We start from the raw sequence: 24391 nt of genomic DNA, 5'->3' as shown, positions 1-24391 counted from the left end.
CTGTTTTTAGAATTTTTTAAGAAGCGTACAGGTCGATTATCCCGCAATTATGAGCGGGATCTATTTGAATAAAAAGTAGAGCATTAATAAAACAAGAATTTTATGAGTGAAGAGAAGAATCAACCGCAATATTCGGCAGATAGTATCCAGGCGCTTGAAGGTATGGAACACGTACGTAAGCGTCCTTCCATGTATATTGGAGATGTAGGTGTACGAGGATTGCATCATCTTGTCTACGAAGTAGTTGATAACTCAATTGATGAAGCATTAGCGGGTCATTGTGATCATATTGATGTTATTATCAATGAAAATAATTCCATTACCGTAAAGGATAATGGTCGTGGTATTCCTGTGGGAATTCACAAAAAAGAAGGTATCTCTGCACTGGAGGTTGTAATGACTAAAATTGGTGCTGGGGGGAAATTTGATAAAGACTCGTATAAAGTTTCCGGTGGATTGCATGGTGTAGGGGTGAGTTGTGTGAATGCACTTTCAGATCACTTACATGCCACAGTCTATCGTGAAGGTAAAGTTTGGGAGCAAGAATATGAACGCGGTAAGGCAATTTATCCTGTCAAAGCGACTGGTGATTCTGACAAAAATGGAACCGAGGTAACTTTCCTGCCAGATCGTAGCATCTTTACTCAGGTAACAGAGTATAACTACGATACACTGGCCAGCAGGATGCGTGAATTAGCGTATTTGAATAAGGGTATCACCGTAACACTTACAGATAGACGTGAAACTGATGAAAAAGGAGAACACCCTACTGAAGTTTTTCATTCAAAAGAAGGTCTTAAAGAATTTGTTAAGTTTTTAGATGGGAACCGAAACCCTATTATTACCGATGTTATTTCAGTAGAAGGTGAAAAGAATGGAGTCCCCGTAGAAGTGGCGATGATTTATAATGAATCTTATGCTGAAAACCTTCACTCTTACGTAAATAACATCAATACTCACGAAGGTGGAACGCATTTGGCTGGGTTTAGACGTGGCTTAACCTCATCGTTAAAGAAGTATGCTGATGCTAGCGGAATGTTAGATAAACTAAAATTTGATATCGCGGGAGATGACTTTAGAGAAGGATTAACTGCAATTATTTCGGTAAAAGTTCAGGAGCCTCAGTTTGAAGGCCAGACCAAAACAAAATTGGGTAACCGTGAGGTTACTTCAGCGGTTTCGCAAGCAGTATCAGAGATGCTTGAGAACTATCTTGAGGAAAATCCAAACGACGCAAAAACCATCGTGCAAAAAGTAATCTTGGCTGCTCAGGCGCGGCACGCTGCTAAAAAGGCACGTGAGATGGTGCAGCGTAAAACGGTGATGAGCATTGGGGGATTACCCGGAAAATTATCAGATTGCTCTGAGCAGGACCCTGCAATGTGTGAAGTATTTCTAGTTGAGGGAGACTCTGCAGGAGGAACTGCAAAACAAGGACGCGACCGAAAGTTCCAGGCAATTTTACCCTTGCGGGGGAAGATTTTAAATGTGGAAAAAGCCATGTCTCACCGTGTCTTTGAAAATGAAGAGATTAAGAATATTTTCACGGCATTGGGTGTTACCATTGGTACCGAAGAAGACAGCAAAGAATTAAATTTAAGCAAACTAAGGTATCACAAAGTGGTCATCATGTGTGATGCAGACGTCGATGGAAGTCATATTGAAACCTTGATTCTTACCTTCTTCTTTAGGTATATGCGTGAGCTTATTGAGAATGGACACATTTACATTGCTACCCCGCCATTATATTTAGTCAAAAAAGGATCTAAGAAGATTTATGCTTGGGATGATAGTGAACGAGATAGTATTGTAGATAACATGAAAGGTGGGGCAAGTATCCAGCGTTATAAGGGTCTGGGTGAGATGAACGCAGAGCAGTTATGGGATACTACCATGAACCCAGAGTTTAGAACACTTCGCCAGGTTAGTATTGATAATGGAGTAGAGGCAGATCGTATTTTTTCTATGTTGATGGGGGACGAAGTTCCACCTCGTCGTGAATTTATTGAGAAAAATGCGACATACGCTAATATTGACGTGTAACTCAATCTAAGGTTAGACTTTTATGATTCCCGATGTTACCCGCAGGTAACATCGGGAATCTTTTTTTTGGTAACTTGCCGATCTGGCTAAAAGCTTAATAATGCATAGAATTATGAAAAAACTCATCCTACTTTTTAGTGTATTGTTCGCTCAGGGTGTTAATGCCCAAGAGATTGAAGGTCTTCTACTGGCAGGAACCGAAGATGTCAACACACTGATGCAAAAATACCTTAATCCCGCAATGAAAGGGGTGAATTATAACTTGAACAATGGGTGGTATACTACGGCTAAAACACATAAAGCCTGGGGTTTTGATATTACATTTACGGTGAATGGTTCCATTATCTCAGAGGAAGATAAGAACTTCACTTTTGATGAAAATGATTATACCTTTTTAACGGTTGATGGAGGAACTCAGGAATACCCTACTTTACTTGGTGGTGATGCATCTTCAGTCCCTATTCAAGTGGCAATTGAAGCTGAAGGAAACCAAGTACAATTAGCTGAGATTTTAATGCCAGATGGTGTAGCCAAAGATCTTCCTGTTAGTTTGGTTCCCAGTGTCATGGTTCAAGCAGGACTAGGATTGCCGTTTAATACAAATTTAAAAATTAGATACGTGCCCAATGTAGGGAATGATAATAATGAAGGGAATCTTTTTGGAGTTGCTTTAATGCATGATATCATGCAGTATTTTGGACCTCTAGACCGTTTACCGCTCAACGTTTCTGTTTTAGGAGGTTTTACCAGAGTAAATGTGGATTATAATTTACAGGGAGTAGACCTTATTCCCGGGTCAAATCAATTGGGCGAATTCAAGATCAATTCATGGACAGTACAGGGAGTTGCTTCATTAGATTTTCCGATCATCACGATTTATGGAGGAGCAGGATACGGTTTCGGTACTTCTACCTTTAATATGAGAGGAGAGTATGTCTTAGAATATACCGAAGAAAATTCTGGTCAAACTATAACCCAAACCATTACTGATCCCTTAAGTCTTGATTTTAATGCGGGAGGTCCCAGTATGACACTTGGATTACGCTTTAATCTTGGATTCTTTAAGCTATTTGGTAATTACACGCTTCAGGAGTATCAAACCTTTACAACAGGAATGTCATTTAGTTTTAGGTAGTATGAAAAGATTTTTAGGAATTCTTTCTATTCTTGCACTCTATCTTCCGCTGCAAGCGCAAAATGATATTGCCGATGCAGCACAAGATATCTTATTTATTTCCCAAGAGTATATTGAGCCGGGCGCAAATGCAGCTACCATGATGTCTAGAGGTGGCTGGTATATTAGCGGGAAAACGCTGGATAAATGGCAAGTTGATGTTGCCATTGGGGGTAATGTATTGTATGTGCCATCTTCACAACAAAGTTTTACGGTAAATCAAAGTGATTTAAAATTTTTTGAAATAGAAACAGGTGAGGCCAGTGTAGAAATTCCTACATCTTTAGGAGGTAAAGATGATCTCCAATTTTTAGGAAAAAGACCAATACTAAATCAGGATATTAAATTTACTGCTTATGAGGGTGTCGACAGAGATTTTGTGGTCTATCCTTATCTTCAGGCGGCTGTAGGAGTGCCCTTAGATACGCAGGTTACCTTAAGATATACCCCGGGATTTGAAATTGATAAATTAACTTATCAGGCGTATGGGGTAGGAATTCAACACCAAGTGAGCCGTTATTTTTCAGCATTAGAAGAGAAGAATTTATATTTATCGTTGCTAGCCACTTATTCGCGCTTTGATTTTGACGTAAGCCTATCGACAACACTAGACGATGCAGAGAACTTTAAAATAACTAAGTCGCTGACTGATGCAGATTCGTATTCGTTTCAACTGGTGGCATCAAAGCATCTGGAGCAATTTGATCTATTGGCAGCAGTGAGTTATTCCACTTCTTCTACCACTAATTTATTTGAGGCAGATCCCGTAATATTAGAAGATGCGCTTAACGCATTCGCCAGTGATGCAGAAATAGATGCCACTACCATCCAGGCAGATCTTGGCTTTAATTGGAGGATTGATCAATTCACGGTAAAATCAGAGTTTTCTTTTGGATCGTTTTTGAATTACAACTTAGGACTACATTACACGATTAATTAACGCGATTTTCACGTCACAGATTCGTTTAAAACGATGTGGAAATTGTATTTTCGCGAAAATCAATAATTCTAAAAATTTACCTATATGAAAGTTACGGTCGTTGGAGCAGGAGCTGTTGGAGCTAGCTGTGCTGAGTACATTGCGATGAAAAATTTTGCTGCTGAAGTTGTTTTACTGGATATCAAAGAGGGTTTTGCCGAAGGGAAAGCTATGGACTTGATGCAAACAGCTTCGCTTAATGGATTTGATACTAAAATAACAGGATCAACCAATGATTACTCGAAAACGGCAGAAAGTGATGTAGTTGTAATTACTTCGGGAATTCCCAGAAAACCAGGTATGACCCGCGAGGAATTGATAGGGATTAATGCGGGGATCGTAAAATCGGTTTCATCCAGCTTAATTGAACATTCTCCAAACGCGGTAGTGATCGTAGTGAGTAATCCTATGGATACCATGACCTATTTAGTACACAAAACAACCAGTTTACCCAAGCATAAGATTATAGGTATGGGCGGGGCATTAGATAGTGCACGCTTTAAGTATCGCCTTGCGGAAGCCTTAGAGGCACCAATTTCTGATGTTGATGGAATGGTGATTGGCGGTCATAGTGATAAAGGAATGGTACCTTTAATACATCATGCCACCCGAAACAGCGTCAAAGTTTCAGAATTTTTAGACAGCGACAAGATGGATTACGTGGTACAGGAAACTAAAGTAGGAGGAGCAACACTTACAGGTTTGTTAGGAACTTCGGCATGGTACGCACCGGGTGCAGCAGTATCTGGATTAGTTCAGGCAATAGCGAACGATCAAAAGAAAATGTTCCCATGTTCTGCTTTATTAGAAGGTGAATACGGCTTAAATGATCTTTGTATAGGTGTTCCCGTAATTTTAGGTAAAAATGGAATCGAAAAAATCGTCGAGATTAAATTAAATGACACCGAGAAAGAAAAGCTTCACGAAAGTGCAGAAGGTGTTAAGAAGACAAACGGACTTTTAGACGTTTAAGAATAAACAGATTATATAGGATTAAAAGGCTGCCATCGGCAGCCTTTTTCAGTTTAAAAACATTAAAATAAATTGATTTTACACGGGTATAAATCACGATAAAAAATTATTGTCAGTTCGTTATCGAAATCCTATATTTGTCCGTTTTTAAAAAACAGATTAACACTATTTTAATATATCGATTTTAATTTAAAGGAATAATGCAGAATAAGGGAATAATTAAGGTATTTGCTGTTTTGTTTGTATTGGTAAGTATTTATCAATTATCATTCACATTTATTGCAAACAAGGTTGAAAATGAAGCTGAGGAGTTCGCACAGGCGCAAGTTAGCGAAACTGTTGAAGATTATTCAGGAGAGAGAGATCGCGCAGAGCGTCGTTATTTAGATTCTATCGGTAATGATCCCGTATTTCTAGGTATTGACTACAACACTGCAAAAAATAAAGAACTTAATAAAGGACTGGATTTAAAGGGGGGTATCGATGCAACCCTGCAAATCTCAGTACGAGATATTTTAGAAGGACTTTCTAATGAGTCAAAAAATCCGGCCTTTAATCAAGCATTAGATGCGGCAGATCAAGCTCAAAAAGAGAGTCAGGATGACTACATTGATTTGTTTTTTGAAGCTTTTGACAATATTGAAGGAGCTAACTTAGCTTCGCCAGACATATTTGCGAATAAAACCTTAAGCAACGAAATTAACTTTGAGATGGATAATGATGAGGTAAAACCTATCATTCGTCGTAAAGTTGATGAATCTATCACGTCTGCCTTTGAGGTTTTGCGTAAGCGTATTGATAAGTTTGGAGTTGTTCAGCCTAATATTCAGCGATTAGGAAACTCGGGTAGAATTTTAGTGGAACTTCCCGGAGCTAAAGATGTAGAGCGTATTAAGAACCTTCTCCAAACCACTGCACAACTTGAATTTTGGGATGTATACAAAGCAGGAGAATTTGGATCATTTTTATTTCAAGCCAATGAGACCTTAAAAGGGATCGTAAAAAAAGATGCGTCAAAGGCAGCAGTTGATAGTACAGATGTAGATAGTGATATTGAAAATCTCTTGGCTGATGCCGAAGATTCTACAGAGGTGGCAGTAGACAGAGGACCTTTGTTTGAAACCCTTGTTGCACCGGGACAAGCTCAGGGTCCTGTTTTAGCCACATTTGAAGCTGAAGATAGAGAGCAAGTCATTGAATACCTCAACATGCCACAAATACGCTCCTTGCTTCCGGCAGAGCAGCGTTACGTGAAATTTGTATGGGGTAAACAAGAAGAGGACAGTGAGCTGGTTGATTTATATGCATTAAAAACTAATAGACAAAATAAAGCTGAGCTTGCAGGTAATGTCATTACAGATGCTTCACAACAGTTCAACCAGGTGGGCAGCGTAGTAGTGACGATGCAAATGGATGGTGTTGGAGCAAAGAAGTGGGAAGAGATGACCGCCCGTGCAGCAGCGCAAGGAAGCCAAATTGCAATCGTTCTTGATGATATTGTGTATTCTGCTCCGGGTGTTTCACAAGCAGGAGGTATATCTGGAGGCCGAAGTGAGATTTCAGGTGATTTTACGGTTGCCGAAGGAAAAGATTTAGCCAATGTACTACGCGCTGGTAAACTTCCGGCTTCAGCCGAGATCATTCGAAGTGCAACTGTTGGTCCTTCATTAGGTCAAGAGGCCATCGACTCTGGGATGTTATCATTCTTAATTGCGCTGGCATTTGTATTGGTCTGGATGATTTTTTACTACGGTAAAGCAGGAGCCTATGCAGATATCGCGCTTATGGTAAATATCTTAATCATCTTTGGAGTATTGGCCGGATTAGGAGCTGTTTTGACATTACCCGGTATTGCTGGTATCATCTTAACTATTGGTATGTCAGTAGATGCCAATGTACTTATCTTTGAACGCATTAGGGAAGAACTGGCTAAAGGAAAGCTGCAAAAAGACGCCATTAAAGACGGTTTCAATAACGCGCTATCCTCAATTTTAGATGCAAATATTACGACAGGATTAACGGGACTTATTTTATTAATCTTTGGTACAGGTCCTATTAAAGGATTTGCGACAACCTTATTGATTGGTATAGCAACATCCTTATTTACAGCAATTTTTATTACGCGCTTATTTATCGATGCATATACAAAAAACGGGAAAGACCTTGCGTTCTCCACAGGAGTAACCAAGAACCTCTTCAAAAATATGAGTATTGATTTCTTAGGAAAGCGTAAGATTTCTTATATCGTTTCTTTCGTATTAATTGCAGTAAGTATTGGATCACTGCTAACAAATAGTCTAGATCAAGGAATTGATTTTGTTGGAGGTAGAACCTATACCGTACGTTTTGATCAAGAGGTAAATCCTGTAGAAGTTGAAAATAATCTTATCGCTACGTTTGGTAGTGCAGATGCAAAAATTTATGGTTCCAATAACCAATTGAAAATTTCTACAAAGTATAAAACCGATGAAGAAGGAGCTGAAGTTGATGAAGAAATTCAGCAGAAATTATATGATGCTGTACAGGAATATTTACCTAGCGGAATCACGTATGAGCAGTTTAGAATTGAAGGAAGTGATGATAAGATTGGAATTTTATCTAAGGCTAAAGTAAGACCAACGATTGCAGATGATATCAAAGAAAACTCCTTGTATGCGGTATTTGGTTCATTGATCGTAGTATTCTTATATATCTTACTTCGATTTAGTAAGTGGCAGTTTGGACTGGGAGCGGTTGCTGCAGTATTTCATGATGTTTTGATCGTTCTGGGAATCTTTTCCTTAACCTATAAATTCATGCCGTTTAACATGGAAATTGATCAGGCGTTTATAGCAGCGATACTTACTGTAATTGGGTACTCCTTAAATGATACGGTAGTTGTATTTGACCGTATTAGAGAATTTGTCAATGATCATCCTAAATGGGTAATGGGTAGAACCATCAATGCAGCTTTAAACAGCACATTGAGTCGTACATTAAACACATCTCTTACTACCTTAATTGTACTTTTAGCTATCTTTATTTTTGGAGGAGAAAGTATTAGAGGATTGATCTTTGCCTTGATAGTTGGTGTGGTCGTGGGGACATATTCTTCATTATTTATTGCAACACCGGTGATGTACGATACCGCAAAGAAAAAAGGAACAGAATTACTCAAAAGAAAAACAGTTGAAGAACCTGTAGAGGCATAATTCGACGAATTTATAATAGAGAGAAAAGCCATCTAACATTTGTTTGATGGCTTTTTTGTACTTTGACAGATATAGAATATGAGCGATACATCAAAAATATACGGCATACACTCTGTGATGGAAGCATTGGAGAGTGAGCGACCTATAGAAAAAGTGTACTTACAAAAGGATTTGAATAGTGGAATGATCAAAAGGATTCAGCAAAAAATTGCTCAGACTTCTGCTGCTGTTTCGGTCGTGCCGGTACAAAAACTTGATAGACTGGCTAAGGGGAATAATCATCAGGGGGTGGTTGCTGTAATTGCTCCGGTCGCGTTTAGAAAATTAGAAGAGGTGGTTGAAGCTGTATTGGAAAAGGAAAAGACTCCCTTATTCCTATTGCTTGATGGTGTTACTGATGTACGAAATTTAGGTGCGATCATGAGAACAGCAGGATGTACCGGGGTGGATGCGATCATTGTCCCAAAGACCGGTTCTGCTCCTTTAAATGCCGAAGTGGTCAAAACTTCTGCCGGTGCTATATTCACCATTCCGGTGTGTAAAGTAGATCATTTAAAAGATGCCGTCTATTATTTAAAAGCCAGCGGCATTAACATAGTAGCTGCCACAGAAAAAACCGAAGATTTGCTCTATACCGTTGATTTTAGAAAACCTGCTGCAATCATTATGGGAGACGAAGGTAGAGGTGTTCACTCCTCTTTACTAAGCATGGCAGATCATAATGTGAAATTACCTATGACAGGTAACATAAACTCTTTAAATGTGTCGGTGGCATGTGGAGCGTTTTTATACGAAGTGGTAAGGCAGCGGCAATAGACCTACTGGCGTATTAAAGTTCCTTCATCTCCAGCTTGTAGTCCTAATTTTTCAAAACTGCCGGCAGTTAATTCCAAAACGTACATTGAAGGCGACCGTGAAGGAATAGGATTTTCATCTAAAGGAGTGGTGTTTTTATTAACGTCGACTATCATCAGGTCTTTGTCGAGGTACACCATATCCAGCGGAATGTAAGTGTTCTTCATATAAAATGTGGAGCGTATAATCTCATCATTAAAAACAAACAGCATTCCCTGATCATCGTTCATCTCTTTGCGGTGCATTAAACCGGTTTGATGCTCGTAGTCATCTTCAGCCAGTTCAATATTAAGTGTGGCTACCGTATCTCCAATTCGATTGATAAAGGTCAACTCGGCTTCTTTTTCGAACTGAATATTAATTGGTATTTCATTCGCTTCAGTTTTTTCTTTACAAGAATAAAACGTTAAAGCAACTACTACTAATGTCCAATAAGCGCTTGAAAATTTCATTACTCGATCGTTTTCTTCGGTCTAAACATAAAATAAAGTCCTGCTAGAATCGCGGGAATACTCAATAATTGACCCGTATTAAGTCCTAGGATCCAATCTTCCCGACCTTCTACCTGTTCACGCTTGAAATACTCTACGATAAATCTGACTGTAAACAATATCGATAGAAATGCACCAAAGAGAAAGCCCAGATGCTTTCTTTTTTCGGTTTTATAATAGATCCACATCAAAATAAGAAAGACGAAAATATACCCTGTGGCCTCCATTAATTGTCCTGGGTAGCGATAGGGAATTTCTGCGATGCGATCAGAAAATTCAGGATTATCGGTGAGTGCCTGGTAAGCTTTGATCGCTGTTTTCTCCCCGGTTAAACGCATTGCTTCTCCTTTATAAATAGCATCTTGTACAAACTGAACACCAATAGGAGAATCAGTTACTTTTCCTACCATTTCAGAATTAAAAAAATTTCCAAGACGTATGAACACACCTGCAAGTGCTACTGTGATGACAATGCGGTCAAGAATCCACAGCGGCGGTTTTTTTAGAACGTTCTTGCTATAATAAATCATCGCAATAGGAATTGCGATGGCTGCACCATGACTGGCCAGGCCTTGAAAACCGGTGAATTCAAACTCAGGTACTGTGCGTATAGGTAACAGAACCGCAAATGGATCTTCCCATAATAATTCTGTTTGATAAAACAGCACGTGACCCAATCTGGCTCCTAACATAGTTGCAATAACAGTATACATGAATAGTGGATCTAACTTATCCAGATCAACATTTTCACGTTTGTAAAATTGCTTCATCAAAAACCAACCCAGGGTAAAGGCGACAACAAACATCAAGCTGTAAAAGTGAATGGTATAAAATCCCAAGTCGATACCCTCCATAGGGTTCCAGGTGAATTTGTAAGCGATCATGTGCACAATAAATAGTTAGGAGATAAAGATAGAAAAAATGGTGGTGGAGAGAGGCTATTCTATCTAAAAGTAAGAAACACCTTATCAAAATTGTACAATTGTAATTATACAATCCTTACCTACCCAAAAGATTCTATAAGAAACTACTATTCTTTAGGGGGAACAGGGTCATAACCAGATCCACCCCAGGGATGGCAGCTAAAAATTCGCTTTAGAGAAAGATAGCCTCCTTTGAGTCCTCCATGAATTTTGAGTGCTTCAAGGGTGTACTGGGAACAGCTAGGCTGATAACGGCATGTTGCAGGAGTTAGCGGTGAGATAAATCGCTGATATCCTTTGACCAACAGGATAAGCGGATATGCGATGAGCTTACCCATATTTCCTTTTATAATTCAAAAGTAGTCCCTTCCCGGGAATCTTTTAATGTAATACCCATTTCCTCCAGTCCATCTCTAATTTTATCACTCGTAGCAAAATCCTTCTTTAATCTGGCATCATTTCTAAGATCGATGATAAGTTGCATAATATCATGAAGTTTATCATCATCAGTTTGAGCAACGTTGGTACTTTTTGTCAATCCTAAAACTTCAAAAACAAAACTGTCTAGTGTTTTTTGAAGTAACTCTTTATCCTCTTGAGTAATGCTGGCTTTACTTTCTTTAATCTTATTGATCTCTTTTACTGCTTCAAACAAGTTTGCAATGAGTACAGGTGTATTAAAATCATCATTCATCGCGTCATAGCACCTCTGCTTCCATGCCTTGACCTTGAAGTCTGATGTTTTTCCTGTCGGAAGAAATTCCAGGTGTTCCAACGCATCCATGAGTTTATCAAATCCTTTTTCGGCTGCTGCAATCGCAGTATCCGAAAAATCCAACACACTTCTATAATTTGCCTGAAGCATAAAAAATCGCGCTACCGATGGAGAATATGGTTTGCTAAGATGTGGATTCTCACCTGTAAAAATTTCGCCGGGTAGAATGTTGTTGCCTGTGCTTTTAGCCATTTTCTTCCCGTTGAGGGTAAGCATATTGGCATGCATCCAATAGTTCACCGGGGATTTTCCGGTTGCGGCTTCTCCTTGTGCAATCTCACATTCATGATGTGGGAATTTTAGATCCATTCCTCCTCCATGAATATCAAACTGATCTCCAAGGTATTTCGTGCTCATAGCGGTACATTCTAAGTGCCAACCAGGGAATCCATCACTCCACGGTGATGGCCAGCGCATAATGTGTTGGGGTTCTGCTTTTTTCCAAAGCGCAAAATCCTGCGGATTCTTTTTGTCTTGTTGACCTTCCAGCGTTCTTGTATTGGCGATCAGGTCTTCAATATTTCTTCCGCTTAATTTACCATAATGACCGCCCTCACCATTAAATTTTTTGACATCAAAGTACACAGAGCCATTGGCTTCATACGCCAGTCCCTTTGTCATAATTTCTTTGATGATCTCTATTTGTTCTATAATGTGCCCGGTAGCAGTAGGTTCTATGCTGGGCGGTAGAAAATTAAATTTATTAAGGATATTATGAAAATCTACGGTGTATCGTTGAACGACTTCCATAGGCTCTAATTGTTCTAAACGTGCTTTTTTAGCGATGCGATCTTCGCCAACCTCGGCGTCGTTTTCAAGGTGTCCCGCGTCTGTAATATTTCGAACATAGCGAACTTTATAACCTAGATGCTTTAAGTATCTAAATACCACATCAAATGACATAAATGTACGTACATTACCTAGATGCACGTTGCTGTATACAGTAGGGCCACAAACGTACATACCAACATATCCTTCTTCAAGAGGAGTAAAGGAATCTTTTTCTCCTGTAAGAGAATTGTATATTTGTAACGGCTGTTCTTTAAAAAGCGCCATGAAGAATGTAAAATTATGAAGTTATTAGTGAAGCGTTAGAACTGCGTGTCAAGTTTTATATAATCCAGAAATTCTCTTCGAACCGCTTGTTCTTTAAATTTACCTCCAAATTCACTGGTAACGGTGCTGCTTTCAATATCTCTAATTCCCCGGCTATTTACACACAGGTGTTTGGCATCAATCACACAGGCGACATCCTTGGTTCCTAATGCGTTTTGAAGCTCTTGTACAATTTGCATATTCATACGCTCCTGAACCTGAGGTCTTTTCGCAAAATAATCTACAATACGATTCATCTTTGAAAGACCAATCACCTTGCCGTTAGAAATATAGGCAACGTGTGCCTTGCCTACAATTGGAAGTAAGTGATGCTCACAGGTAGAATATACTGTGATGTTTTTTTCAACTAACATCTCACCGTACTTGTATTTATTCTCAAATACCGAAGCTTTTGGTTTACGATCGGGATGTAATCCAGCGAATATCTCATTAACAAACATTTTTGCCACCCTATTAGGAGTTCCTTTCAAACTATCATCAGTAAGGTCAAGTCCAAGCGTTTCCATGATATGGGCAACATCCTTTTTGATGGCGTTGATTTTTTCAATATCACTTAGTTCAAACGCATCAGCTCTCATAGGATTATCTGTGCTGGTTCCTACATGGTTATCTCCTAATTCTTCGATATCGCTTAGTATTTTGTCAATGTTTGTATCCATAGTATTCATGATCTCACAATTGAGGGGGCAAAGATAAGGCAATTAGGATTAGTTCGTTTATCAAGTGTTAAGACTGCGGAAAATTTTTAACAGATACCCACTCAATTCTTAAAAATCAAAACCCACTGTGAGCGTGATGGCATGTTGATTACGATCTATATTCGCTTGTGTTGCGAGTCCTGTTTGAAAAAGTCGTTCGTTTTGATCTTGCGCAGAGAAGTCATAGCTCCCATCAAAATGAAAATTCTTATAGGTGTATCCTAAGCCGCCCGAAAATCCATACAGATCGCTACCCGCATCTTCATCCTTAAAGGGAGATTGCTCATAACGCGTGCCACCTCTTAAGCTCCATTGATCAATTCTATATTCTGCACCAATTCGTATGGCGGAAACTGCCTGTAGAGTATTTTCTATTTCTCGGTTTTCTTCACCGTAGATATTTGGTGATTCAAATTGATCGTTGTAAACATCAGAATTTAATCTTGCGTTCGCATAATTTTTATAGCTGTAATCAATGCTTAAAAGTCCTTTTTGTCCAAAGACATAGGCTAAGCTGCCTGTAGTTTTACCTGGTGTTCTAATTTGATAGGCAGGGAATATAGTAACTACATTTGGGTTTAAATCAATGACATCAGGATTAGCAGCATCATCTGTAGCAGTAATTAATCGTTGTGAGAAGCTTTCGGTTAAAATCCACCAGGTGGGACTTTCATACGCCAAACCTGCTCTTAATGAGTTTCCTATTTTAGCAATCCCACCCACTTGTACAGAAAAGCCACTACCATCAACATCCAAACGATTGATAAATTCTACGTAGTTGGTTTCTGCACCAGGGTTGGAGTTTTGTTCTAAGTATGTGGTTCGCTGGTCATAATTTAGGAAATGGCCATTAAAGTTGAATCCTAAGTAATAGGTATCACTAAATTCAAATGCTAAATTACCCGAAAATTTTCCCATATTCCCTCTCGCATCTATACGGTATTCCTGATCAAATTCTCGATTACTTTCAGTCCCTAAAGCTGAAACGTAGTTCGTTTCATTAAGATCATCTGGGTCAAAAGGATTAATAATAAAACCTTCATATCCCAAGAATGCCTGTTGAGCGGGAAAACCTAACTCTGGTATATCCCCGATTTCAAGATAAGCATTGGTGGTGCTCTGCCCATTGCTAGCTATATCATCAACAGTGAAGCCCGTGGCACTATCAATGAAATATTGATCGATTGAATTAGCGCTAGTTCCAAAAATAGCATATTCGTTATCCAGACTGGCTGTTTGATCAATGGTAATACCAGCTACAAATTTTATGTCATTATTTTGATTGTAATTATCAAAAATAAAGACAGCTCCTAACTGGCTTAAATTAAAGTCAGTGCGATTGTCGGTAGATTCATTCCCTAAATATCCCGCAGATTGATCTGTAAATGATGTCCTAAACGAAATAGCAGCAGCATCTTGTAAAAATACTGCGCTCCCAGCGGGATTTACTTTTAGTGCAGAGAGGTCTCCACCTAATGCGCCAAAGGCACCGCTCATTGCTGTAAAACGGGCGGTTCCTGTAAGGTCTTCTTGTGAATATCGCAATGCATCAGTAATGTCCTGTGCAGCACTAAAAAAAGTTGCGCCAAAAAATAGCGCAACTAATATTATTGGTTTGATTTTCATACGAATTGATGTTCAAAAATATTATCCTCTTCCTCCGCGTGAGCCTCCTCTTGATCCACCTCCAGAGCGTCCGCCACTGGATCTGCTGCCGCCACCAGATCTCATGGAACCACTGGATCTGCTGGAGCCTCTTGATCTGCTCATATTGCCAGAGCTACGGCTACCTGAAGATCTGGAGTAATTACCGCTTCTGTTTCCGCTTCGGGATGATCTGTTATATGTACCAGAACGATTTCCTGAACCGCTTCGGTTGTAACGTGTGTTAGAGCGATTTCCATTACGGGCATTATTTATTCTTGAATAATAAGAGCGATTATATCTTGTATTTCCGCTTCGGTTATAATTGGATCGATTTGTCGCGTTTGATCTGCTGTAATTCCCTGCGAGATTACTTCGATTATATCGGTTAAATCCTCTTTGATAATAATACGGGTGACCAAAACCTCCTCCATAAAATCCTGCACCGTAGAAGCCTCCCCAGCCCCATCCAAATCCAGGTCCCCATCCAAATCCGGGACCCCATGCGTTCCAGCCCCATCCAAATCCGGGACCCCAGCCGCCCCATCCCCAGCCTATGCCGGGTCCAAAACCTCCCCAGCCCCATCCAAATCCGGGACCCCAAGCACCCCAACCGGGACCCCATCCTCCCCAGCCCCAGCCGTTATCATAGACATTGACAGTGACATTTTGAGGATTTTGACCCCAACCGGAGTTTCCGGTTTCGTAGATGATTTGATCTTTATTGTAATAATCTTGAATTGAATCATTTTGGCGTGAAGAATATCCTTCAACATCGGTAAAAACCTCTTGTTGCGGATTTACCTGTGAAATCGCCTGATTGATTTCTGCAGACTGTTCCGCAAAGTAATTTTTATAATAGCTATCTGTTTGTACAGCTGCGCCTTGAGCAGCCACAGGTTGGCTTTGAGTTCCGTAGATCCCGTCAGATTTATAAGCGACGTCTTTATTACTGCTACACGAAGCAAGTATGAACGTGGGTAGAATAACATATAAGAATGTCTTTAATTGTCTGGAGTCTATTTTTGGTATCATAACCTGGGCTTTTAATTGTTGTACATCACAAATTTAACTAGTTTTGCCCAATCGACATTGGACATTAACAAAGGCACAACATTTATGCCAAATATCTATTAAATGGGTAAAGGACTTACAAAGCGAAGTGAAGATTATTCAAAATGGTACAACGAATTGGTTGTGAAAGCAGACCTTGCCGAAAATTCTGCTGTACGCGGCTGTATGGTTATCAAACCTTACGGATATGCAATTTGGGAAAAGATGCAGGCCGAGTTAGACCGAATGTTTAAAGAAACGGGGCATCAAAATGCTTATTTTCCATTATTTGTTCCAAAAAGTTTGTTTGAAGCCGAAGAAAAGAATGCTGAAGGTTTCGCAAAAGAATGTGCCGTAGTTACTCATTACAGGCTCAAAAACGATCCTGAAAAAGAGGGAAAGCTTATCGTTGATCCCGAAGCTAAATTAGAAGAAGAACTTGTGGTTCGTCCAACCTCTGAAGCAATCATCTGGAATACCTATAAAACATGGATTCAATCCTACAGGGATTTACCTATTCTCATCAATCAGTGGGCAAATGTCGTGCGGTGGGAAATGCGTACGCGTTTATTTTTGCGCACTGCAGAATTCCTGTGGCAGGAAGGTCACACAGCTCACGCTACTAAAGCCGAAGCGATCCAAGAAGCGCAGCAAATGCAGGAGGTATATGCTCAATTTGCACAAGAATTTATGGCAATGCCGGTCATAAAAGGAGTAAAAACAGAGCATGAACGTTTCGCAGGGGCAGATGACACGTATACTATTGAGGCTTTAATGCAAGATGGAAAGGCCCTGCAGGCGGGAACCTCACATTTTTTAGGACAGAATTTCGCCAAGGCATTCGACGTGAAATTTGCATCAAAAGAAGGAAAATTAGAACATGTATGGGCAACCTCCTGGGGAGTAACTACGCGACTCATTGGAGCCCTAATAATGACACATAGTGATGATCTGGGATTGGTATTACCACCAAAATTAGCTCCCATTCAAGTAGCTATTGTACCTATTTATCGCGGTGAAGATCAACTGGAAGAGATATCCAAGGTGGCGAACCAACTTGCTGTAGACCTTAAAAAAGAGGGAATAAGTGTCAAGTATGATGACAGAGATACACATAAGCCGGGGTGGAAGTTTGCGCAATATGAATTACAAGGAGTACCTGTTCGCATTGCTATTGGACCAAAAGATTTAGAAAAAGGAACTGTAGAACTTGCACGCAGAGATACATTGACAAAGGAATTTGTACCCAAGAATGAAGTAGTTGAAAAAGTGAAGCAGCTCATGGTGGAGATTCAAGACAATATTTACCAAAAAGCGTTGGACTTTAGAGAAAATCATATCACAGCAGTAGATGATTTTGAGGCATTCAAAGAAGTTTTAAATACAAAGGGTGGTTTTGTTTCTGCACATTGGGATGGAACAAAAGAAACCGAACAAAAAATTAAAGACCTTACCAAGGCAACGATTAGATGTATTCCCTTAGATACGAAAGAGGAGGCGGGTAGCTGTGTACTTACCGCAAAACCTTCTTCACAGCGCGTATTATTTGCTAAAGCCTATTGATTTAAATAATTCATCTTCATCGAACAGGTCTAATATTTGTTAAGTTTTAGGGAATCACTAAAAAAAATAATTGGGCTATTTGCGACATTGAAAAATAGTTGTATTTTTGCATCCGCTTTAAAAGAGTCTGTTTAAGTTCTCAAAGGCATTATGGTCCGTTCGTCTAGGGGTTAGGACGCCAGGTTTTCATCCTGGTAACAGGGGTTCGATTCCCCTACGGACTACTAAAATAGTCGAAAGATTGTTTTTTTCTGAATAGGTTGAGAATATAATTTCAAGACATAACAATGGTCCGTTCGTCTAGGGGTTAGGACGCCAGGTTTTCATCCTGGTAACAGGGGTTCGATTCCCCTACGGACTACAACAAGAAGTAACACAAAGAATTATGGCAAATCATAAGTCAGCATTAAAGAGAATTCGTAGCAATGAGACGAAACGCACCAGAAATCGTTATCAGCATAAGACTACGCGTAATGCAGTACGTAAGCTAAAGGATACTGCAGATAAGAATGAAGCACTTAAGCAGTTACCTGAAGTATATTCTATGTTAGATAAACTGGCTAAGAATAACGTGATTCACGATAACAAAGCGGCTAATATCAAATCTGGTTTAGCAAAGCACGTAGCTGCACTTTAAGTAGGTACTTTGTTTTAAAAAATGTACTCCTTTCACTACGGTGGAAGGAGTTTTTTCGTTAATGAAATCCTTAGTTGAAAAGCCGCAAAGCGGCGCATTCAACTAAGTTGATTGAATTAATCCCGCAGAAATGCGGGATCTCTTTTTTTGAAATCTACATTAGAAAAGTCTAGCAGTAACTTCGATAGTGCTGATTGAATTAATCCCGCAGAAATGCGGGATCTTTTTTTCATAACGTTTAGCTGAGAAGTTGCAACCCTATGCATTCAACTGGGTCGGTTGAATTAGAAGCTTTCTCAAAAGTGCTTTTTGCTGTCAAACTAAGCCTGTCGAAGTTTTTTGGATGGCTGGTCATTAGCTTATTTAGCTGGCCCTCCCGATGGTTCGGGAGTGACAAGATATCAATGAGAATTCTTTTGAGACGGTTTCCTTTTTTCTTAACGTTGGGAAGAAAAGGTTCTACGGAACACATTCAACTTATGTAGTTGAATTAATCCAGCAGAAATGCACGATTAACGTTCTAAAATAAAAAAGTCGTTTCAACATTGAAACGACTTTACATTATTATTACCTAATGTTCCTACCCATTCATGGAGATCAAAAACTCTTCGTTATTTCGGGTTTGTTTGATGCGTTCTTGGATGAATTCCATGGCTTCCACAGGATTCATGTCTGCTAGATATTTACGTAACACCCACATGCGTTGCAGGGTGGTTTCATCCAATAACAGATCATCACGACGTGTACTGGATGAGGTAAGATCGATCGCAGGATAAATTCTTCGATTGGCGATTTTACGATCCAATTGAAGTTCCATGTTACCGGTTCCTTTAAATTCTTCAAAAATCACTTCGTCCATTTTAGAACCTGTATCGGTCAATGCAGTTGCAATAATAGAGAGCGATCCACCGTTTTCGATATTCCGCGCAGCGCCAAAAAAGCGTTTAGGTTTGTGTAGCGCATTGGCATCCACACCACCACTCAATACCTTACCACTGGCAGGTTGTACCGTATTATATGCTCTGGCCAAACGCGTAATAGAATCTAGTAAGATCACTACATCGTGACCACATTCTACCAAACGTTTTGCTTTTTCTAAGACGATATTTGCGATGCGTACGTGTTCGTGCGGTTCTTTGTCAAAGGTAGAAGCAACTACTTCACCACGCACATTACGTTGCATGTCGGTAACTTCTTCAGGACGTTCGTCAATTAACAGTACGATTTGATATACTTCAGGATGGTTCGCGGCAATGGCGTTTGCAATGTCTTTCAATAAAACCGTTTTACCAGTTTTAGGTTGAGATACTATCATACCACGCTGTCCTTTGCCAATAGGAGCGAATAAATCCATCACTCTGGTAGAAAGGGTGCTTTGACGATCAGCAATATTAAATTTTTCTTTTGGGAACAAAGGAGTCAAATGTTCAAAAGCCACACGATCGCGAACGACTTGCGGATCCATTCCATTAATTTTATTTACCCGAATAAGTGGAAAATACTTTTCTCCTTCTTTAGGTGGGCGTACTTGTCCTAATACGGTATCTCCTACTTTTAGTCCAAATAATCTAATTTGAGATTGAGATACATAAATATCATCTGGTGATGATAAATAGTTGTAATCACTTGATCTTAAAAACCCGTATCCATCTTGCATTACGTCTAAAACGCCTTCACTTTCAATGATGGCATCAAATTCGTAATCTGGTTCACGGTAGCGATTTCTATTGTCTCTGTTACCAGAGTTTTTTTGCTGATTGCGGTTGTTGTTGTTATTGCCGTTACCCTTATTGCTATTTCGATTATCCTTCTGGTCTTTGCGATTATCCTTGCGGTCGTCTTTTTGATCTTTGCGCTGATCTTTTTGCTGATTGCGATTGTCTTTGCGATCGTTTTTTTGGTCTTTGCTTTGATCTTTACTTTGTCGATCATCACCTTTTGAAGAGTGTTCTTGTTTTTTGTCTTGCTTTTGATCCTGCTTTTTTTGGGGTGCGGGCTTACGTGCTTGACTTTTTTGATTTGATCTTGGTGCAGGTTTATCGGCTGCTTTATCAGCGACCAGGTCTGCGGGAAGTTCTTTTACTTTTTGAGGATTTTCTGCCTGATGATCTAAGATTTTATAGATAAGATCTAATTTTTTTAACGATCGATATTTAGGGACCTCAAAGGTTTTAGCAATTTCTTGAAGCTCAGGAAGCTTTTTCGCTTTTAATTCAGCAATTTCTAACATGGATATGTTTACGATTATATTTTATATGGTGTAAAAATGAATTCTAAATCTAGAAGAGAAGTATTCGTCTATTTCGAAGAAATAAGAACCCGATGGTCAGTAGGTTACTTATTATTCTTGCAATTATACGACTTTATTTTAATTATATCCCTTCTCAAATAAAAAGAATACATTATTTTTGCGTGCGTTATTATGATACAACGTATACAATCTGTCTATCTTTTACTAGTTGCAACGCTTAATGCGGGAATGCCTTTTGCTGTTGCATTATGGAGAGACAGTACCGGTAAAGAAATTTATGCTATCGATGAGCCATTAGTTTTAGGCGCTTTTTTTATCAGCGCTTTTTTTGCAGTCGTGGCAATCTTATTATTTAAACGACGACAGACTCAATTTGTATTGAATCGTCTAAATATCCTATTGAACGTTACTTTACTAGGATTTTTTGTGTATTGGTCGCTAATGCTACCTGGAGAAATGCGTATTTCTGAGAAAGGTATTGGGATGTTGATTCCTATTGTTTCTATCGTTTTATTGGTCTTGTCAAACAAGGCTATCATGAAGGATGAAGCACTCGTAAAATCTGCAGATCGATTTCGATAAACCTAACTAGTAAATTTTGTGCGTAAGCCCTTTGGATTAATTCAAAGGGCTTTTTTTAGCAAAATAGTCAATCTTTGATTGGCGTGATTTTGCTAACCGCGCAGTAATGCGGGGTCTTATCATATAAAATCGTAAACAATTTTGAATCAGCCCAACCCGCTTCCTCCTTTTCAACCCCATTGCTTCATCGTTGAAGACTAAAGGGAGAGCGAGTTAATTCGTTTTCAAAGTGAAGTTAACTAAGTAATCTTTATCATACTACAATTCTCCTACTCACCAATTAACCTCTTTTACCAAGCTCAATCACCTCAAGATTTTTAATCTCTTTTTGATCGATGCTAAAGCGTAACATGGTGCGAACGTTATGAAATCCGTGTTTACCGGCAGCCCCCGGATTCATGTGCAGCAGATCTAGTTTCTGATCAGGCATGACCTTTAAAATATGAGAATGACCGCAGATAAAAAGATCAGGGGGATTTTTATTTATTTCATCGCGAATCGCCGGTGAGTAACGCTTTGGGTAACCACCAATATGCGTAATCCAAACGTCTACTCCTTCACACAAAAAGCGTTGATGTAGCGGAAATTCCTTCCGGATTTCGTGATTATCAATATTACCAAAGACTGCTTTCAACGGCTTGATTTTTTGAAGTTCGTCGGTAACGATCACATTACCTATGTCTCCCGCGTGCCAGACTTCATCAGCTGCTTCTGCGTAAGCTAGAATACGATCATCAATATGACTATGCGTGTCACTGAGTAGTAGAATCTTCTTCATGCGCATCAAAATTAAACTACTCACTAGATTCGTCCTTAAAATTTCAGTTTTATTTATCTATTCATGCATTTTTGATTGGGTATCTTTGAAATAAATTTATTAGCGTGCGTTATTTTATTCGGTTAGGGTATGAAGGGAGTTCGTTTTTTGGATGGCAACGACAGCCAAATGTTCCCACAATACAGCAAATGTTAGAGGAGAGTTTTGAGACCATTTTAGGCGAAAAAGTAAGTATAACCGGTGCCGGAAGAACGGACACGGGTGTTCACGCTACTGATTATATCGCTCATTTTGATACATCACGTACATTGGTTGAAGAGGAATTAGTGTATAAGCTTAATTCATTACTACCTAAATCTATCGCCGTTTTTGACATTGTACCGGTAAACGATGAGGCACACGCGCGTTTTGATGCTAAAGCCAGAACTTACGAGTATCACATTAACGTAATAAAAGATCCATTTAGAGTCAATAGCTCTTGGTATGTTCGTAAAGATTTGGATGTCAAACGTATGAATGAGGCTGCACAAATTTTACCAGAGTATACCGATTTTAAGTGTTTCTCTAAAGTCAAGACAGATGTAAAAACGTATGATTGTACGATCACTGCGGCTCACTGGGAAGCTATTGATCATTGTCTTGTATTTACAATTACAGCCAATAGATTTTTGCGCAATATGGTGCGTGCGATCGTTGGGACATTAGTAAATGTTGGAACGGGTAAAACAAGCCCGGATGAATTGCACCAAATTATAAAAAGTAGAAATAGAAGCCAAGCGGGCAGCTCAGTCCCTGCACATGGCTTATATTTGACCAAGATTGAGTATCCCACTCATTTGTATCTATAATTCATGGCAGAAACTCAAGGAAGTGCATTTGATTTTAAGTTGTTTAGGCAGTTATTGCGTTATACGCGACCCTATCGTGGCACATACTATTTTGTAGCATTTTCGGCAGTATTGTTGGCTGCTTTGGCCGTGGTAAACCCTTTATTATTAGAAAAAGCAATCAATCAAAGCATCGTGCCTAAAGACAGTGAGATGTTACTCACTTACGTCTTGCTTATGTTTGGGGTGTTGCTGTTAGAGGTGATTTTTCAGTTTTGTTTTATCTACTTTGCCAGTTGGCTAGGGCAAGAGGTGATTAGAGATATTAGAGTGCGCTTGTTCAATAAGATGCTTAGTTTTAAGATGCAATATTATGATAAAGCAGCAGTAGGTCGTTTGGTGACCAGAGCCGTGAGTGATATCGAAACTATTTCACAAATCTTTAGTCAGGGACTTTTTACCATCATCGCAGATTTACTCAAAATGGCAGTGATTGTAGGAGTTATGCTCTATAAAAGCTGGCAACTATCCTTATTAGTCTTTGCAGTACTTCCCTTTATACTATACGCGACACGTATATTTCAAAAAAAAATGAAAGTGGCGTTTGAGATGGTACGTAATGAGGTTGCCAACCTTAATTCTTTTGTGCAAGAGCGTATCACGGGGATGAAGATCGTACAAATTTTTGCCCGTGAGGATACCGAGTTTGACCGTTTTAAAGAAATCAACGCTAAGCATCGTAAGGGCTGGATTAAAACCGTGTGGTATAACTCAATTTTCTTTCCTATTGCAGAAATGTCCACCTCGGTAACTATAGGTTTAGTGACTTGGTTTGGGGGATTGAGGGCTGTAGAAAATGACCTCCTTTCACTGGGGATTATTGTGATGTTCATCCAGTTGATACAGATGCTGTTTAGACCTTTGCGCCAAATTGCCGATAAGTTCAATACACTCCAAATGGGGATGGTAGCGACTAATCGTGTGTTTAAAATATTAGAAACCGAATCCTTTATTGCAGATACCGGTACCGCTGTAGCGGAAGATATTAAAGGACGTATCGAATTTAATAAAGTTCGATTTAGCTATGTGCAAGACGAGGAAGTGCTCAAAGGAATTTCGTTCACTGCTGAAGCCGGTCAAACTATTGCTATCGTAGGTTCTACCGGTGCCGGAAAAAGTACGGTCATCAATCTTTTGAATCGTTTTTATGAAATTGACGGCGGAGTCATCTCCATTGATGGAACTGACATCAAAAAATTCACCCTCGACTCCTTACGCGGCCAGATTGCCATCGTGCTACAAGATGTCTTTTTATTTGCAGATACCATCTTAGCTAATATTACCCTTAACCATCCTGAAATTACAATAGAGCAAGTTACTGCCGCTGCTAAAGAAATTGGAGTACATGAATTTATTGCCAGCTTACCCGGCGGGTATGAGTACAACGTCAAAGAACGCGGAGTCATGCTCTCAAGCGGGCAAAGACAGTTGATTGCTTTTTTACGGGCATATGTGAGTAATCCAAGTATTTTAATTTTGGATGAAGCGACCTCATCGGTAGATAGTTACAGTGAACAGTTGATCCAGGATGCGACAGATAAGATTACACAAGGAAGAACCTCTATTGTTATTGCACATCGATTAGCGACCATTAAAAAAGCCGATAAAATTATCGTCATGGACCAAGGTAAAATTGTAGAATCGGGCACGCATACGCAACTCCTTCAACAGGATGATGGCTACTACCGTAATTTATATGAAGTTCAATTTATGGCAGAAGAGGAGGTTTAAAAAAAGCACCAGAAAAAAATCTAGTGCTTTAGTTTACGCTATATAAAG

At 39.4% G+C, this 24391-nt stretch carries 20 protein-coding genes and 2 tRNA genes; 13 read left to right on the top strand and 9 right to left on the bottom strand.

The features are described from left to right. Positions 1-102: 102 nt before the first annotated feature. The 6 genes from gyrB to rlmB all read left to right on the top strand — a co-directional run bounded on the left by gyrB (position 103) and on the right by rlmB (position 9175). Complete coding sequence (gyrB, locus tag ABD000_RS13355; protein ID WP_343768536.1) at positions 103-2043, top strand: DNA topoisomerase (ATP-hydrolyzing) subunit B; 1941 nt, start codon at positions 103-105, stop codon at positions 2041-2043. A gap of 112 nt (positions 2044-2155) precedes the next feature. Further along, positions 2156-3178: a DUF6588 family protein gene (locus tag ABD000_RS13350; RefSeq protein ID WP_343768533.1), complete on the top strand. Its 1023-nt coding sequence runs from the start codon at positions 2156-2158 to the stop codon at positions 3176-3178. 1 nt (position 3179) lies between these two features. Then, positions 3180-4157, top strand: a complete 978-nt coding sequence (locus tag ABD000_RS13345) for a DUF6588 family protein (protein ID WP_343768530.1) — start codon at positions 3180-3182, stop codon at positions 4155-4157. An 84-nt stretch (positions 4158-4241) separates the two neighbouring features. Next, complete coding sequence (gene mdh / locus ABD000_RS13340; RefSeq protein WP_343768527.1) at positions 4242-5168, top strand: malate dehydrogenase; 927 nt, start codon at positions 4242-4244, stop codon at positions 5166-5168. 200 nt (positions 5169-5368) lie between these two features. Further along, entirely contained in the window at positions 5369-8359 is a 2991-nt protein-coding gene (gene secDF / locus ABD000_RS13335; protein ID WP_343768524.1) for a protein translocase subunit SecDF, read from the top strand. A gap of 78 nt (positions 8360-8437) precedes the next feature. Beyond that, complete coding sequence (gene rlmB / locus ABD000_RS13330) at positions 8438-9175, top strand: 23S rRNA (guanosine(2251)-2'-O)-methyltransferase RlmB (RefSeq protein WP_343768522.1); 738 nt, start codon at positions 8438-8440, stop codon at positions 9173-9175. Positions 9176-9177: 2 nt separating this feature from the next. Here the strand turns inward: rlmB and ABD000_RS13325 are convergent, their stop codons facing one another. The 7 genes from ABD000_RS13325 to ABD000_RS13295 all read right to left on the bottom strand — a co-directional run bounded on the left by ABD000_RS13325 (position 9178) and on the right by ABD000_RS13295 (position 15896). Further along, positions 9178-9666, bottom strand: a complete 489-nt coding sequence (locus ABD000_RS13325) for a DUF192 domain-containing protein (RefSeq protein ID WP_343768519.1) — start codon at positions 9664-9666, stop codon at positions 9178-9180. Then, entirely contained in the window at positions 9666-10589 is a 924-nt protein-coding gene (gene lgt / locus ABD000_RS13320) for a prolipoprotein diacylglyceryl transferase (protein WP_343768516.1), read from the bottom strand. Before lgt ends, ABD000_RS13325 begins: the two co-directional genes overlap by 1 nt. Positions 10590-10735: 146 nt before the next feature. Next, on the bottom strand, positions 10736-10966 hold the full coding sequence (gene yidD, locus ABD000_RS13315; RefSeq protein ID WP_343768514.1) for a membrane protein insertion efficiency factor YidD: 231 nt from the start codon (positions 10964-10966) through the stop codon (positions 10736-10738). An 8-nt stretch (positions 10967-10974) separates the two neighbouring features. Beyond that, complete coding sequence (gene cysS / locus ABD000_RS13310; protein ID WP_343768511.1) at positions 10975-12459, bottom strand: cysteine--tRNA ligase; 1485 nt, start codon at positions 12457-12459, stop codon at positions 10975-10977. A gap of 35 nt (positions 12460-12494) precedes the next feature. Further along, entirely contained in the window at positions 12495-13178 is a 684-nt protein-coding gene (gene folE, locus ABD000_RS13305; RefSeq protein WP_343768508.1) for a GTP cyclohydrolase I FolE, read from the bottom strand. A 108-nt stretch (positions 13179-13286) separates the two neighbouring features. Further along, complete coding sequence (locus tag ABD000_RS13300) at positions 13287-14843, bottom strand: OmpP1/FadL family transporter (protein WP_343768505.1); 1557 nt, start codon at positions 14841-14843, stop codon at positions 13287-13289. Positions 14844-14864: 21 nt separating this feature from the next. Beyond that, a complete protein-coding gene (locus tag ABD000_RS13295; protein WP_343768502.1) occupies positions 14865-15896 on the bottom strand; it encodes a hypothetical protein in 1032 nt (343 codons plus the stop codon). A gap of 102 nt (positions 15897-15998) precedes the next feature. On the opposite strand from ABD000_RS13295, the gene proS reads away from it, so the two are divergent. The 4 genes from proS (at position 15999) to rpsT (ending at position 18114) form a co-directional block, all read left to right on the top strand. Continuing rightward, entirely contained in the window at positions 15999-17477 is a 1479-nt protein-coding gene (proS, locus tag ABD000_RS13290; RefSeq protein ID WP_343768500.1) for a proline--tRNA ligase, read from the top strand. Positions 17478-17629: 152 nt separating this feature from the next. Next, positions 17630-17701: transfer RNA gene (locus ABD000_RS13285), tRNA-Glu, on the top strand. A 65-nt stretch (positions 17702-17766) separates the two neighbouring features. Continuing rightward, positions 17767-17838, top strand: a tRNA-Glu gene (locus tag ABD000_RS13280). A gap of 24 nt (positions 17839-17862) precedes the next feature. Further along, positions 17863-18114, top strand: a complete 252-nt coding sequence (gene rpsT / locus ABD000_RS13275; RefSeq protein WP_343768496.1) for a 30S ribosomal protein S20 — start codon at positions 17863-17865, stop codon at positions 18112-18114. Between the two features lie 580 nt (positions 18115-18694). Here rpsT and rho read toward each other — a convergent pair. After that, a complete protein-coding gene (gene rho, locus ABD000_RS13270) occupies positions 18695-20344 on the bottom strand; it encodes a transcription termination factor Rho (protein WP_343768494.1) in 1650 nt (549 codons plus the stop codon). A 192-nt stretch (positions 20345-20536) separates the two neighbouring features. On the opposite strand from rho, the gene ABD000_RS13265 reads away from it, so the two are divergent. Further along, positions 20537-20947 carry a DUF4293 domain-containing protein gene (locus ABD000_RS13265; RefSeq protein WP_343768492.1) on the top strand — a complete coding sequence of 137 codons (411 nt, stop codon included), beginning with the start codon at positions 20537-20539 and terminating at the stop codon, positions 20945-20947. A 280-nt stretch (positions 20948-21227) separates the two neighbouring features. On the opposite strand, the gene ABD000_RS13260 is transcribed toward ABD000_RS13265, so the two are convergent. Next, positions 21228-21725 (bottom strand): metallophosphoesterase family protein, encoded by a 498-nt coding sequence (locus ABD000_RS13260; RefSeq protein ID WP_343768489.1) that lies wholly within the window; start codon positions 21723-21725, stop codon positions 21228-21230. 104 nt (positions 21726-21829) lie between these two features. Between ABD000_RS13260 and truA the strand changes: the two genes are divergently transcribed. Together truA and ABD000_RS13250 are read left to right on the top strand one after the other, a co-directional pair. Further along, positions 21830-22573: a tRNA pseudouridine(38-40) synthase TruA gene (gene truA, locus ABD000_RS13255; protein WP_343768487.1), complete on the top strand. Its 744-nt coding sequence runs from the start codon at positions 21830-21832 to the stop codon at positions 22571-22573. 3 nt (positions 22574-22576) lie between these two features. Next, on the top strand, positions 22577-24343 hold the full coding sequence (locus ABD000_RS13250; RefSeq protein WP_343768485.1) for an ABC transporter ATP-binding protein: 1767 nt from the start codon (positions 22577-22579) through the stop codon (positions 24341-24343). Positions 24344-24391: the final 48 nt, after the last annotated feature.

The sequence above is a fragment of the Gangjinia marincola genome, assembly GCF_039523415.1.
Classification (GTDB): Bacteria; Bacteroidota; Bacteroidia; order Flavobacteriales; family Flavobacteriaceae; genus Gangjinia; species Gangjinia marincola.
The sequence above is the reverse complement of the archived record's forward strand: the minus strand, read 5'-3'. Positions and strand labels throughout refer to the sequence as shown.